The sequence below is a fragment of the Bradyrhizobium sp. DOA1 genome (assembly GCF_001593325.1).
Taxonomy (GTDB): Bacteria; Pseudomonadota; Alphaproteobacteria; order Rhizobiales; family Xanthobacteraceae; genus Bradyrhizobium.
Genome location: NZ_JXJM01000001.1, coordinates 2,760,039 through 2,773,028, shown reverse-complemented (window position 1 = coordinate 2,773,028; position 12,990 = coordinate 2,760,039). Strand labels below are relative to the sequence as shown.

Genomic DNA, 12,990 nt, shown 5'->3' with positions numbered 1-12,990 from the left:
GGGGGCGTAGCCCAGGAGCTCATCGATCTCGTGATGGAACACCAGCGGCAGGCCGGTCAGGCAGAGCAGCAACAGGAACACGGTCGAGACCTGGCTGGTCCAGGTGTGGACCACGGACCAGAGCCTGACCGTGCGCGCCTTCACGACCGCCTGCCCTCGCCTGCGCTCACCATTTGTAGGAGACGCTGGCGGTCACGCGCCGGCGGTCGCCGTAGAAGCAGGATGAGGCCGACGCGCAGCTCGCGACATACATCTTGTCGGTCACGTTGATGACGTTGAGCGCCGTGCGCCAATTCTGCCACTCGTAGTGGACCGCGAGATCGCCGAGCACCACTGCTGGAACCTCGAGGGTGTTGGCAGCATCGGCCCAGGACGAGCCGACGTAGCGCACGCCGCCGCCGAAACCGAAGCCTTCAAGCGGTCCGTCCCTGAAGGTGTAGTCGGCCCAGCCCGAGACCAGGAGCTCCGGCGTGTTGGTCGGTGTCTTGCCGACCAACGTCGGATCGAGATCCTTACTGGTGAAGAGATGGTAGGCCGTGAAGGCACCGATGAACTTCAGCTCCTTCGTGGCATTCGCCACGGCTTCGAGCTCGATGCCGCGCGAGGTCACCTCGCCGGTCTGGTTCTGCAGGAGCGGCGTGCTGCCCGGCACCGTCGTCGGAACGTTCTGACGGACCAGATCGAACGCCGCGACCGTGAAATAACCGTCGAAACCTCTTGGCGCGACCTTCACGCCGATTTCGGCCTGCTTGCCGGTTTCCGGCAGGAACAGCTGGTTCTGGGCGTTGAGACCGATGATCGGATTGTAGCTCGTCGAATAGGAGACGTAGGGCGCGATGCCGTTGTCGAAATTGTAAATCAGCCCGGCGCGGCCGCTGAACCTGCTGTCGTCGCGGCTGCCGACCAACGCGCCGGTGTCGCGCGCTTCCTGCGTCGTCTCGACCCAGTCATTGCGGCCGCTCAGCACCAGCGTGAAGTTGCCGAGCTTCATCTGATCCTGGAGGTAGGTGCCGGCCTGCTTCTGCGTGATCAGGAAGTTGCGGAACGGCGCCCCCGCAAGCGGAATGTTGATGCCGTAAGCGGGATTGAAGACGTTGATCGACGGAACCGTGCCGAAATTGAAGGCCTGATAGTCGTCGATCTGGTAACCCCTCAGATCGACCCCGAACAGCATCGTGTGCCTGACCGGACCGGTATTGAAGCGATACTCGAGCTGGTTGTCGAGATTGGCCTGGTTTGCGGTGTTCTTCGCATACCAATTGTAGCGGGCCATCGTGGCGGTATTGATGTTGTCCCAGCCGTTGCCGACATAGCCGCGATAGCTGATGTCGACATGCGCGAAGCGGGCGTTCTGGCGGAACGTCAGATCGTCGGTGAGATTGCGTGAAAACTGATAGCCGAGCATCTCCTGCTCGCGGGTGAACTTGTCGACCGCGGGATCGCCGACGAAGAAGCTGGTCGGGATCTTGCCGAACGGCGCGTTGGTCACAGTGCCCTGGTAAGGCAGGAAGTTGATGCCCCGGGTGTCCTGCTTCGAGGCCGAGGCCAGCACCGTGAAGCTCGTGTCGGCGTCGGGCTGCCAGGTGAATGACGGCGCGATGAAGTAGTTGTTGTCGGGCGTGAAGTTGACCTGCGTGCCGCCGTTCTGAACCTGGCCGACCACGCGGTAGAACAGCTTGCCGTTTTCGGGCGCGACCGTGACCGGTCCGCCCATGTCGAAGCTGACATACGCGTTGCCGAAATTATTGACGCCGGTCTCGATGTAACGGATCGGCTCGGCCGGCGGCATCTTGCTGATGACGTTGACGATGCCGCTCGGGCTCGATCCCCCATACAGCACCGCCGATGGACCGCGCAGCACCTCGACGCGCTCCATATTGGGCGTCTGCAGCTTCCAGCTCGCATAGGACGTGTAGAACAGCTGCATGCCGTCGAGGAACAGCCCGATGTCTTCGGACTTGAAGCCGCGGATCAGCCACCAATCGTTGCGGGTGTCCGTGCCGAACGTTCCGGCCCGCACACCGGCGGTGTAGCGCAGGACCTCGTCGAGCTTGTTCGCCTTCTGGTCGCGAATCTGCTCGGCGCCGATTACCGAGACCGACTGCGGCGTCTGCATGATCGGCGTGTTGGTCTTGGTGCCGGACGAGCTGCGGCCGGCGACGTAGCCGTTCACCGGACCGAGCGGCGTCTCCACGAAGCCCACCTCGCGCTGCGGCTGCGGCCTGTTCCTGTTGGCAGTCTGCACCGACGATGACCGCGGCGCACGGCGCTGAGGGGTCGCGGCGGCGCGGCGGCGCGCTTCCGGCGCCGTGACCGTCACCGACGGAATGTTCTGCGCGCCACTCTGCGGCGATGATTGTGCGAGCGACGCCTGCGGCATCAATACCCAAGCGGACGCGGTCGCCAATACGGCCGACCGCAGCATTCCAAGACTGTTCAACGCACCACCCCAAAGCTGCATGTTTTGATGCGTCATGCCTTCGGTCCCACGGCGGCATGCGCTTCCGATGACGCTTATGTGAGGGCGCGCGAATTCCCTAATTGAAAGCTTCTTAGAACCGGTCTTAGAAATACTCCAAGTTTTGCCGTGACCGGCCTCGCCTCCTCCGCGCACGAAACCCGCCAAGTGGGGAGATGAAACCATTTTGCGGAACCCGCGAAACCATCCGGAAACAGAGAGTCCCTAGAAGAAGAGCCCATAGACGACGGCAAAGCCCGTCGGGAGGCTCCGATGAACCACTCAATTCACTCTGCTGATCGTGCGACCCACCTGAAGATCGTGGTGGTGGCGCTGATTGCCGGTATTGCCGTGGCCGGCTTCGGGATCGCGGCCCGGACCAACGCCGATTACAGCCAGACCGCCCAGTCCACCCAGGTCATCAAGGCCGGCAAGCCGGTGGCGGTGACGAGCGCGGGCACGTCCCAGATCCGCTGACATGCCCTTTCCAGGGCTGACCAGAGGCCGCCCCCGGGCGGCCTTTTTCGTTTTCCAGAGCAATGCTTAGCCGAGATGCGGCGTCAAAGCGCAACGTCCTTGACTTCACCCAGCCCCACCTTTAAGTCCCCCCTCGTTCCGCGCGCGTTCAGCGAACCACGCGGGAGTAGCTCAGTTGGTTAGAGCGCCGGCCTGTCACGCCGGAGGTCGCGGGTTCGAGCCCCGTCTCTCGCGCCATTTTGGCAATCCCTTCATACCCTTAGCCGAACTTCCCGACGCTTGTCGCATCCAGGCGATGGACTGCCGGCGTCCGGCGGGAACTCGCGGCATAGTCAGCCCGCGCCCGAATCGTCTACGCCTTCCAGGACTTTGAGGGATCCCCACGCGTTTTCGGCCTTTCCGGGCTTCCCTGTCATTGGAATCGAGGAGGCCAGAGATGGCTAAGAAGGATTTGGCTAAGAAGGATTCGGCGAAAAAGGCAGCCGCGGCCGCCACCATCACGCTCAAGCACCTTGCCGCCGACATCGCGGAGAGCCAGGACCTGTCGAAGAAGCGCGCCGAGGCCGTCCTGACCGACATGGTCGAGCTGATCACCAAGCACCTCAAGAAGGGCGACCGCGTCCGCATCGTCGGGCTCGGCATCCTCCAGGTCCGCAAGCGCGCCGCCCGGACCGGCCGCAATCCCTCCACCGGCGAGGCCATCCACATCAAGGCCAGCAAGAAGGTCGCGTTCCGCCCGGTCAAGGAATTGAAGGAAGCGATCTAGAACTCACGTTTCGTTAAGCCTGAACCGCCCCGTTGCGGCCGCATCACGGCCCGCTTTTCTGATATACCGCCTGCTTCCCCAAAGACCCGGCGGTTTGACCAGAAATGTCCTCCCTCACCTTCTCGCACACCGTGACCGAGCGCTTTCTGCGCTACGTCACCATCGACACCCAGTCCGATCCGGAATCCCCTCGCTCGCCGTCCACCGAGAAACAGAAGGATCTCGGCCGCGTGCTCGCCGCCGAGCTGAAGGCCATGGGCGTTGCGGACGCCCATCTCGACGATTACGGCTATGTCTATGGCACGATCCCGGCCAACACCGACAAGAAGGTGCCGGTGATCTGCTTCTGCTCGCATATGGACACCTCGCCCGACGTCACCGGCAAGGACGTCAAGCCGCAGCTACTGAAGAACTATCGCGGCGGCGATATCACCCTGCCCGGCGACACCAGCCAGGTGATCCGCTTCAATGAGCACCCTGCGCTGAAGAACCAGATCGGCAACGACATCATCACCACCGACGGCACCACGCTGCTGGGCGCCGACAACAAGGCCGGCGTCGCCGAGATCATGGATGCCGCGCATTTCTTCATCAACAATCCCGATGTGAAGCACGGCACCATCAAGATCCTGTTCACCCCGGACGAGGAGATCGGCCGCGGCGTCGACAATGTCGACCTGAGCAAGCTGGGCGCCGACTTCGGCTACACCATGGACGGCGAAAGCGCGGGCTGCGTCGAGGACGAGACCTTCTCGGCCGACGGAGCCACCATCACCATCAACGGCGTCAGCGCCCATCCGGGCTACGCCAAGGGCAAGATGGAGCACGCGATCAAGATCGCCGCCGCCATCGTCGAGCGCCTGCCGAAGGAAGGCTGCTCGCCGGAGACGACTTCGGGCAAGCAGGGTTTTCTGCATCCTGTCAGCATCGAGGGCGCGCTGGAGCAGGCGACGCTCTCCTTCATCGTGCGCGACTTCACCGAGGAAGGCTTGAAGGAGAAAGAGGTCCTGCTCGAGAGCATCGTCAAGGACGTGATGAAGGACTATCCGCGCTCGACCTACACATTCGAGGTGCGCGAGCAGTATCGCAACATGAAGCAGGTGATCGACCGTCACCCGCATGTCCTCGAATATGCCATCGAGGCTATCCGCCGCGCCGGCCTGCGCCCGATGCGCACCGCGATCCGCGGCGGCACCGACGGCTCGCGCCTGTCCTTCATGGGCCTGCCCTGCCCCAACATCTTCGCCGGCGAGCACGCGTTTCATTCCCGGCTCGAATGGGTCAGCCGGCAGGACATGGAAAAGGCGGTGCAGACGATCGTGCACCTCGCCATGATCTGGGAAGAGAAGGCGTAAAGCGCGCCCGCAGATCTAACTTGGCCGGGCTTACCCGCCCGGCCGATCGCTTGAAAGGCTACGGCACCGGCATCGCGCGCGGATTGCGATGGAAGCGGTTCGAGCTCGCCATCCAGTTCGGCAACGGCTCGCCATCGCGGTGGCGTCCGCCGGCGACGGCGGTGGCCCAGGCCACCGCGGCGCCGATCAGGGTCGCGGCTGCGACCGAGAAGGCCACGATGATCGAGTTACGCCGCGCGCGGTTGATGGCCGTCTTCGCGTCCGCGATCAGCGCATCGACGCGCTTTTCAGCGTCGGGGGCCGCCAAGCCCGTGACCGCGGCGACCTGCTGCACGAGGTAGGTCCGGTCATCGGCGGCAACGCCGCTGTGGCTGGATGACGTCATCAGGATACGCCCCGCTTCGGCGCGGGCTTCCCTGAGATCAGTGTTCGGCGCGCGGCGCGGTGCGCGGAACAGCTTGTCGAGCTCATAGCTCAAGAGCGGCTCGGCCGCGGACGTATTGCTCGCCGAGCTGCGCATCGGTGAGCGATCGAGCGCAGCAGCTCCAAGCAGCGCCAGCAGCGCTGCGCCGGCGAGCACGGCCAGCGCCCAGGCGATCAGGCCATGCAGCCCGTCGCGCCGCTCGCCATCGTCCTCGATCGTTGCAAGCGCCGGTGCCGGCCGGGTTGTCCGGCCCGCGACGTAGCCCCCGAAGCCGAAACTGATGATCGCCTGGATGATCAGATAGAGCCCGGAGAGCAGCGCCAGCGCGGCCGATGCATCGCGCCAGGTCGGCGAGGCCGAACTGACACCCAGGCCGACCGCGACGCCAAAGCCGATCAGGATGAACGACATGGCGCTCGCCGCAAGCGCGCCTGCAAACACCGAACTCCACTGGATGCTGCGAGGGGCTTCGCCCTCAAGGCCGCCCTCCATGATTTCTTCCCGCATCAACGTTTCGACCGTCATCGCCGCTCTCTCAACGCAGGCCGAAGAACGACAGGATCGCCATGATGACGACGATCAAGCCGATCAAATAAATCAGTCCGTCCATTGTCCGTCCTCCTCAGTTCTTCAGCTCGCTAATCGCGAGGTATGAGGAACGTTCCAAATTGGACATATCTCCGGGAACGAACCGGCGGGATGCGCATTGTCTGCTCAAGTCCCAAGGATGAAGATTGTGAGCACAAAGGGCCTCAGCCGGTCAGTTCCCGGCTGGGGCCCTTTCGTTTGCGCGGCTCCTGCTTGTCCTATGTTAAGGACGCCGCGGGCGAGATCATCAAAGATGCAACCGGGGCGGAACCTTCCGGATCGGGAGCGCCACGTGGATCGCAGAACAGCCTGCCTGCATCAGGCAGATGCATTCCGGGAAAAGGCCCTCGCCGATCCCGAACACCACGACGAGTGGATCGACGAAGCCATTAAATGGCTCGAGCGCGCAATGGAAGCGAGCTATCGTGCCGTCGTCACGATCGAGCCCGAAGACACTGGCACGCTCGCCCGGCCGGCAACCGAACGGCAGGCGTTGCGGTAACGGAGCGCTCCTCGGCGTAGGTTAATGCCGAGTGGCCTGGGCGCCGTTCAGGACACGACGAGCAAACCAATGGCCAAGTCGTGATGTGCTGCGATTTGCAGGTTCCGCCGCACCATGCGACAATGGCGTATGCTCCGGACTCGGTTCGCCAAGGCTTTGGTGATGCTGCTCGTTGCGGTCGGGCTTGTGCTCGCACCGCTGGCGACGCCGGCATCGGCTATGGCAGTACCGGGCGCCGGAAGCAGCATGCCCGCGATGTACGACGATGGCCAGGCCATATCGGACGACATGCCCTGTTGCCCGGACGAGACCAAGAGCAAATCCTGCGACACCTGCCCGTTCGTCGCGCTATGCATGCTGAGCCTGTCGTTCTCCGCTCCGTCCGCAGCTAGCTCGACGATCGAGCGGCAGCCGCAGACGCGCGCGCTTGCGCCGACCGATGACCGCCTGCGCGACGGCCTCGCGGCCAAGCCTCCCGACCATCCTCCTCGAACCCGGGCCTGATCGGCGCTGACGCGCCGAATGACCGTGCACGCCGATAGCGGCGTACGCGCCATTGCCTGCCGCTGAGTTGCATCCCGCTTGCGGCGGGCAGCTCCGCCGGCTCCATCAGACCCATCGAGGAACTATAGATCATGACGACCATCAAGCTCGCGCGCGTCGCCCTGGCCGCGCTGATCGGCGCTGCGCTCACCGGTGCTGCCCATGCCGACATCAAGAACTACGAATTCCAGCTGGCCCAGCCGACGGTCAAGACCGGCGCCGATCGCACCGTGACCGTGCGGCTGGTCGACAAGAGCAGCGGCAAGGCGATACCCGACGCCGTGATCTTCGCGATCAGGCTCGACATGGCCCCCGACGGCATGCAGGAGATGGCCACCAAGGTGACGGCCATGCCGGGCACCGAACCCGGGACCTACCGCTTCAAGGCCAATTTCAGCATGGCTGGGCGCTGGCAGCTCTCGCTTGGCGCCAAGGTGCAGGGTGAAACCGGCACGGTCGAAAACAAGCTCGTCGTCACGGCCGAGAAATGACCCGCCTCATCATCATCGGCACTGCCGCCGCGATCTTCGCGGTGGCAGGTGTCGCCCTGGTTACAAGCCGCGCCATGCAGCCTCAGCCAGATCCGGGCTTGCTGACCTCTGCCGCGCACGCTGCGGACGCGGGCGCACCGATCTATTTCAAGGATCCGGACGGCAAGCCGTTCTACTCGCTCACGCCCAGGAAGACCGCCGACGGCCGCGACTATCGCCCGGTGCGGGCGAGCGAGGACATCAGCTTCGACGACCCCGACGACGCGCCCGAGACCATGACGGCCGAGGCGAAGAGCGATCGCAGGATCAAGTTCTACCGCAACCCGATGGGCCTGCCGGACACCTCGCCGGTGCCGAAGAAGGACCAGATGGGAATGGATTACATTCCCGTCTACGACGACGAGGACGCCGACGACGGTTCGATCAAGCTCTCGCCCGGCAAGATCCAGCGCAGCGGCGTCAAATCCGAGCCGGCCGAGCTGCGCCGGATCAGAACGCTGGTGCGCGCACCCGGCACGATCCAGCTCGATGAACGTCGCATATCGGTGGTCGCGATGCGCGCCGAGAGCTTCGTGCAGAAAGTCGCCGACGTCACCACCGGCAGCCGCGTCGCCAAGGGCCAGCCGCTGATGGAGATCTACAGCGCGGCGGTCTCGTCCGCGGCGGCCGAATATCTCGCGACGATCACCTCGAAGACGACGGCCGGCATCGAGCCCTATGGCCGCGGCTCCCGGCAGCGCCTCGTCAATCTCGACGTTCCCGAACCGGTCATCACGGAGATGGAAAAGAACCGTTCGGTGCCGATCACCATCCCGTGGTCGTCACCGCGCGACGGCATCGTGCTCCAGCGCAACGCGGTCGAGGGCATGCGCGCCCAGCCCGGCGACGTGCTGTTCCGCATCGCAGACATCTCGCATGTCTGGGCGACGGTGGACGTGGCTGAGCGCGACCTCGGCAACATCGCCGTCGGCCAGTCGGTGAGATTGCGAGCCCGCAGCTATCCCGGCCGGGAGTTCACGGGCCTGATCGGAGTGATCTATCCGCAGCTGAACAAGGAGACACGCACGGCGCGGGTGCGAATTGAGCTGGCGAATGCCGACCTCGCATTGCTTCCCGACATGTATGTCGATGTCGAGATCGACACGGGCACGGCGGTGCCGGTGCTCAGCGTCGCCGAGAGCGCGCTGCTCGACACCGGCAGCCGGCAGGCCGTGCTGGTCGACAAAGGCCAGGGCCGTTTCGAGCCGCGCGAGGTCAAGCCCGGGCGGCGCGGCGACGGCTATGTCGAGATCCGCGACGGCCTTGCCGAGGGCGATTCCGTCGTGACCTCCGCCAACTTCCTGATCGACGCCGAGAGCAATCTGAAAGCTGCGCTGAAGGGTTTCGCCGAACCCGGCACGATGCAGGACGGCGGCAAGGCAATGGGAGCCAAGCCATGATCGCGCGCGTCATCGCATGGTCGGCACGCAATTTGCTGCTGGTGCTGTTCGGCACCGGCTTTGCCGCCGCCGCGGGCCTCTACGCCCTCCTGCATCTGCCGCTGGACGCCATTCCCGATCTCTCCGACACCCAGGTCATCGTCTACACCGAATACCAGGGACAGGCGCCGCAGGTGATCGAGGACCAGATCACCTATCCACTGACGACCGCCATGCTGACGGTGCCGAAGTCGAAGGTGGTGCGCGGCTTCTCCTTCTTCGGCGTCTCCTTCGTCTACGTCATCTTCGAGGACGGCACCGACATCTACTGGGCGCGTTCGCGCGTGCTCGAATTCCTCAACGGCGCGGCATCGAGGCTGCCGGCCGGCGTGACGCCGACGATCGGCCCGGACGCCACCGGCGTGGGCTGGGTCTACCAGTACGCCGTGATGTCGAAGGAGCTGAACCTCGCGGAGACCCGGACCATCCAGGACTGGAACCTGAAATTCGCGCTGGCCAAGGCGGAAGGCGTCGCGGAGATCGCAAGCGTTGGCGGCTTCGTCAAACAGTACAACGTGATCCTCGATCCGCAGCGCATGCGCGATCTCGGCATCACCATGCAGAAGATGCGCGAGGCGATCCGGGCCAGCAATGCCGATGTCGGCGGCCGCACCGTCGAACTGTCCGAATTCGAATATGTCATCCGCGGCAGGGGTTACCTGAGAAACGTCGACGATCTCGGCAACATCGTGCTGAAGACCGACAACGGCACGCCCGTGAAGCTGCGTGACGTCGCCCGCGTCGAGCTCGGCCCGGACGAGCGACGCGGCATCGCCGAGCTCAATGGCGAGGGCGAGGTCGCGAGCGGCATCGTGCTCCAGCGTTTCGGCATGAACGCGCTCGACGTGATCGAGAACGTCAAGAAGCGGTTCAGCGAGATCGCGACCAGCCTGCCAAAATCGGTCGAGATCGTTCCGGTGTACGACCGCTCGAACCTGATCTATGCCGCGATCGCCACGCTGAGGCATACGCTGATCGAGGAGAGCATCGTCGTCGCCCTGGTCTGCATCGTGTTCCTGCTGCATGTCCGCAGCGCGCTGGTTGCGATTCTGATGCTTCCCGTCGGCGTGCTGATGGCCTTCGGCGCCATGAAGCTGCTCGGGATCGGCTCCAACATCATGAGCCTCGGCGGCATCGCGATCGCGATCGGCGCCATGATCGACGCTGCGATCGTCATGATCGAGAACGCCCACAAGCACCTCGAACGCGCCGAGCCCGGCCGTTCGCGGCTCGCGATCCTTATCGAAGCCGCTAGCGAAGTCGGCCCCGCCCTGTTCTTCAGCCTGCTGATCATCACCGTCTCGTTCATGCCGATCTTCACGCTGGAATCGCAGGAAGGCCGGCTGTTCAGCCCGCTCGCCTTCACCAAGACTTTTGCGATGGCGGCAGCTGCCTTGCTGTCGGTGACCCTGGTGCCGGCCCTGATGGTGATCTTCGTGCGCGGCAGGATCATCCCCGAGCACAAAAATCCGATCAACCGCTTCCTGATCTGGATCTATCGCCCCGTGATCTCAGGCGTGTTGCGTGCCAAGATCGTGGTGATCCTGCTCGCGCTCGGCGTGCTCGCCGCGTCGATCTGGCCGGCCGGGCGGCTCGGCACCGAGTTCATGCCTGACCTCGACGAGGGCACCCTGCTCTACATGCCGACGACGCTGCCGGGCATCTCCGTGACCAAGGCCGCCGAGCTGATGCAGACGCAGGGCCGCATCATCCGCTCCTTCCCCGAGGTCGCCTCGGTCTATGGCAAGGCCGGCCGTGCGGCGACCGCGACCGACCCGGCGCCGTCGGAGATGTTCGAGACCATCGTCAATCTCAAGCCGAAGGCAGAGTGGCGCCCGGGCGTGACCGTCGACAGCCTCATCGCGGAGATGGACAAGGCGCTGCAGTTCCCCGGCGTCTCCAACGCCTGGACCATGCCGATCAAGGCGCGCATCGACATGCTCTCGACGGGCATCCGGACTCCTGTCGGCGTCAAGGTGATCGGTACCGATCTTACCGGCATCGACAAGCTGGCAAAGCAGGTCGAGCAGGTGCTCAAAGCAGTTCCCGGCACGTCCTCCGCCTATGCCGAGCGTGGCCTCGGCGGCTACTATCTCGAGATCACGCCGAACCGCGAGGCGCTGTCGCGGTACGGCATCATGGTCCAGGACGTGCAGGACACGATCGCGACCGCGCTCGGTGGCCAGACCGTGACCACGACGGTGGAAGGACGCCAGCGCTTCACGGTCAATATGCGCTATCCGCGCGACCTGCGCGACAATCCGACGGCGATCAGCAGCGACATCCTGGTGCCGATGCCGGCAGGCGGCGCTGTTCCCCTCGGCGAGGTCGCAACCGTGACGCCGGCGCGCGGGCCGACATCGATCCGGACCGAGAACGGCCAGCTCGCCACGTACATTTATGTCGACATCCGCGACCGCGATCTCGGCGGCTACGTTATCGAGGCGCAACGCGCGGTGCAGGCCAGCATCCAGTTCCCGCCCGGCTATTATCTAATCTGGAGCGGTCAATACGAGTATCTCGAGCGTGCCACCGCGCGGCTCAAGATCGTGGTGCCGGTGACGCTGCTGATCATCTTCCTGCTGCTCTATCTCAACTTCCGCTCGGTCACCGAGACGCTGATCGTCATGCTTTCGCTGCCATTCGCCCTCGTCGGCGGCCTCTGGCTGATGTGGTGGCTCGGGTTCAACCTGTCGGTCGCGGTCGCCGTCGGCTTCATCGCGCTGGCGGGCGTGGCAGCCGAGACCGGTGTCGTGATGCTGATCTATCTCAACCACGCGCTCGCCGAGACCCAGGCGCGCTGCGCGCGCGCAGGCCGCCCGATGACACGCGACGATCTCTACGCCGCCATCATGGAGGGTGCCGTCGAGCGCGTCCGCCCGAAGATGATGACGGTGGTCGCGATCATGGCCGGCCTGTTGCCGATCATGTGGAGCAGCGGCGCGGGCTCGGAAATCATGCAGCGCATCGCGGTGCCCATGATCGGCGGCATGATCTCCTCGACCCTGCTGACGCTGATCGTGATCCCCGCGATCTTCGGGATCGTAAAAGGGATTGGGCTGCCGTCATCACCCGGCACGAACGCCGGGCCACCGCTCCACGTCGAAAGCCCTGTGCAGCGCCACGGTGCGCTGGAGCCCGTCCAATGAGCGCAATCGCACGATCGTGGGAGGTTATGACGACCTGACGAAGCTGCTGAACTGAAAGTTCTGCACCGATTGCCACGGCGTCACATGCCCATGCCGGCGATGATCGATCAACGTGAAGCCAGGGCCGAGCAGCGCTGCGATGCTGTCGGCGCTGTGGCGCGTCACCGGTAGGCCGCTGCACTTCTCCGGACCATCGACGGCAAATGTTCCGATGATGACGTGACCGCCGATCTTCACGGCCCGTCTGACAACGGCCACGTAGGCGGCTTGTTCTTCCGGCGCGTTGAGGAAATGAAATGCCGCGCGGTCGTGCCAGAGGCGTATGTCCGCGTTGGCTGCCAAGCCATCACGTCGGCCGCGATCCACGCCACCCCGTCGCTGGCGGCACCGAGCCGCGCCCGCGATGCCGCGAGCGCCGCATCGGATAAATCCAGCACGGTCAGGTCCGTATATCCCTTGGACAGGAGCGCATCGACCAGCCGGGACGCCCCGCCGCCGATATCGACGATCGAAGAGGTCGGCGCCGCGCCGGTCAGCGCGATCAGCTCGAGCGAGGGCGACGGGTTCTCCTGAAACCAGCTCACCTCGCGTTCGCTCTTGCTCTCGTAAACGGCCTGCCAATGGGCCGCCCGGCTTGAACTCGTCATGACGCCCTTCCGTCATCTCGGCGCAGTTTGTCAGCTCCGACCATTGCAAGCTGCACAAGTTACAATTGCCGTCCCCGCCCGCGACATCAAGTTCCCCACACGTAACATTGTT

At 64.4% G+C, this 12,990-nt stretch carries 11 protein-coding genes, 1 tRNA gene and 1 pseudogene; 9 read left to right on the top strand and 4 right to left on the bottom strand.

Annotation, left to right across the window (positions count from 1 at the left end; genetic code table 11):
• Both SE91_RS36230 and SE91_RS13165 read right to left on the bottom strand, forming a co-directional pair.
• Positions 1–144, bottom strand: a 144-nt coding sequence (locus SE91_RS36230) for a PepSY domain-containing protein (protein ID WP_197489461.1), incomplete at its 3' end; no start/stop codon positions are given.
• 22 nt (positions 145–166) lie between these two features.
• Positions 167–2,425, bottom strand: coding sequence for a TonB-dependent siderophore receptor (locus SE91_RS13165; protein ID WP_061847879.1), 2,259 nt, complete (start codon positions 2,423–2,425; stop codon positions 167–169).
• 306 nt (positions 2,426–2,731) lie between these two features.
• Here SE91_RS13165 and SE91_RS13160 point away from each other — a divergent pair, with 306 nt between their 5' ends.
• The 4 genes from SE91_RS13160 (at position 2,732) to pepT (ending at position 5,056) form a co-directional block, all read left to right on the top strand.
• Positions 2,732–2,935 (top strand): hypothetical protein, encoded by a 204-nt coding sequence (locus SE91_RS13160; protein WP_008547811.1) that lies wholly within the window; start codon positions 2,732–2,734, stop codon positions 2,933–2,935.
• A gap of 160 nt (positions 2,936–3,095) precedes the next feature.
• Positions 3,096–3,172: transfer RNA gene (locus SE91_RS13155), tRNA-Asp, on the top strand.
• A 199-nt stretch (positions 3,173–3,371) separates the two neighbouring features.
• On the top strand, positions 3,372–3,701 hold the full coding sequence (locus SE91_RS13150; protein ID WP_061847878.1) for an HU family DNA-binding protein: 330 nt from the start codon (positions 3,372–3,374) through the stop codon (positions 3,699–3,701).
• Positions 3,702–3,805: 104 nt separating this feature from the next.
• A complete protein-coding gene (gene pepT / locus SE91_RS13145) occupies positions 3,806–5,056 on the top strand; it encodes a peptidase T (protein ID WP_061847877.1) in 1,251 nt (416 codons plus the stop codon).
• 58 nt (positions 5,057–5,114) lie between these two features.
• Here the strand turns inward: pepT and SE91_RS13140 are convergent, their stop codons facing one another.
• Positions 5,115–6,005 carry a hypothetical protein gene (locus tag SE91_RS13140; protein WP_060736216.1) on the bottom strand — a complete coding sequence of 297 codons (891 nt, stop codon included), beginning with the start codon at positions 6,003–6,005 and terminating at the stop codon, positions 5,115–5,117.
• A 355-nt stretch (positions 6,006–6,360) separates the two neighbouring features.
• Here SE91_RS13140 and SE91_RS13135 point away from each other — a divergent pair, with 355 nt between their 5' ends.
• The 5 genes from SE91_RS13135 (at position 6,361) to SE91_RS13115 (ending at position 12,231) form a co-directional block, all read left to right on the top strand.
• Complete coding sequence (locus SE91_RS13135) at positions 6,361–6,570, top strand: hypothetical protein (RefSeq protein WP_008547828.1); 210 nt, start codon at positions 6,361–6,363, stop codon at positions 6,568–6,570.
• 162 nt (positions 6,571–6,732) lie between these two features.
• Positions 6,733–7,074 (top strand): hypothetical protein, encoded by a 342-nt coding sequence (locus SE91_RS13130; protein ID WP_245318446.1) that lies wholly within the window; start codon positions 6,733–6,735, stop codon positions 7,072–7,074.
• Between the two features lie 131 nt (positions 7,075–7,205).
• Positions 7,206–7,604 (top strand): FixH family protein, encoded by a 399-nt coding sequence (locus SE91_RS13125; RefSeq protein WP_061847875.1) that lies wholly within the window; start codon positions 7,206–7,208, stop codon positions 7,602–7,604.
• A complete protein-coding gene (locus SE91_RS13120) occupies positions 7,601–9,043 on the top strand; it encodes an efflux RND transporter periplasmic adaptor subunit (protein WP_061847874.1) in 1,443 nt (480 codons plus the stop codon). The genes SE91_RS13125 and SE91_RS13120 overlap by 4 nt, the downstream gene beginning before the upstream one ends.
• Positions 9,040–12,231, top strand: a complete 3,192-nt coding sequence (locus tag SE91_RS13115; RefSeq protein ID WP_061847873.1) for an efflux RND transporter permease subunit — start codon at positions 9,040–9,042, stop codon at positions 12,229–12,231. Before SE91_RS13120 ends, SE91_RS13115 begins: the two co-directional genes overlap by 4 nt.
• Before the next feature lie 24 nt (positions 12,232–12,255).
• Here SE91_RS13115 and SE91_RS13110 read toward each other — a convergent pair.
• A pseudogene (locus SE91_RS13110) lies at positions 12,256–12,878 on the bottom strand (methyltransferase domain-containing protein).
• Positions 12,879–12,990 lie beyond the last annotated feature (112 nt).

What these genes read in the sequence shown, in the direction of transcription:
- SE91_RS13165 (WP_061847879.1), bottom strand. Translation starts at nt 2,425, where the DNA reads ATGCTGCGGTCGGCCGTATTGGCGACCGCGTCCGCTTGGGTATTGATG.
- SE91_RS13160 (WP_008547811.1), top strand. Translation starts at nt 2,732, where the DNA reads ATGAACCACTCAATTCACTCTGCTGATCGTGCGACCCACCTGAAGATC.
- SE91_RS13150 (WP_061847878.1), top strand. Translation starts at nt 3,372, where the DNA reads ATGGCTAAGAAGGATTTGGCTAAGAAGGATTCGGCGAAAAAGGCAGCC.
- pepT (WP_061847877.1), top strand. Translation starts at nt 3,806, where the DNA reads ATGTCCTCCCTCACCTTCTCGCACACCGTGACCGAGCGCTTTCTGCGC.
- SE91_RS13140 (WP_060736216.1), bottom strand. Translation starts at nt 6,005, where the DNA reads ATGACGGTCGAAACGTTGATGCGGGAAGAAATCATGGAGGGCGGCCTT.
- SE91_RS13130 (WP_245318446.1), top strand. Translation starts at nt 6,733, where the DNA reads ATGCTGCTCGTTGCGGTCGGGCTTGTGCTCGCACCGCTGGCGACGCCG.
- SE91_RS13125 (WP_061847875.1), top strand. Translation starts at nt 7,206, where the DNA reads ATGACGACCATCAAGCTCGCGCGCGTCGCCCTGGCCGCGCTGATCGGC.
- SE91_RS13120 (WP_061847874.1), top strand. Translation starts at nt 7,601, where the DNA reads ATGACCCGCCTCATCATCATCGGCACTGCCGCCGCGATCTTCGCGGTG.
- SE91_RS13115 (WP_061847873.1), top strand. Translation starts at nt 9,040, where the DNA reads ATGATCGCGCGCGTCATCGCATGGTCGGCACGCAATTTGCTGCTGGTG.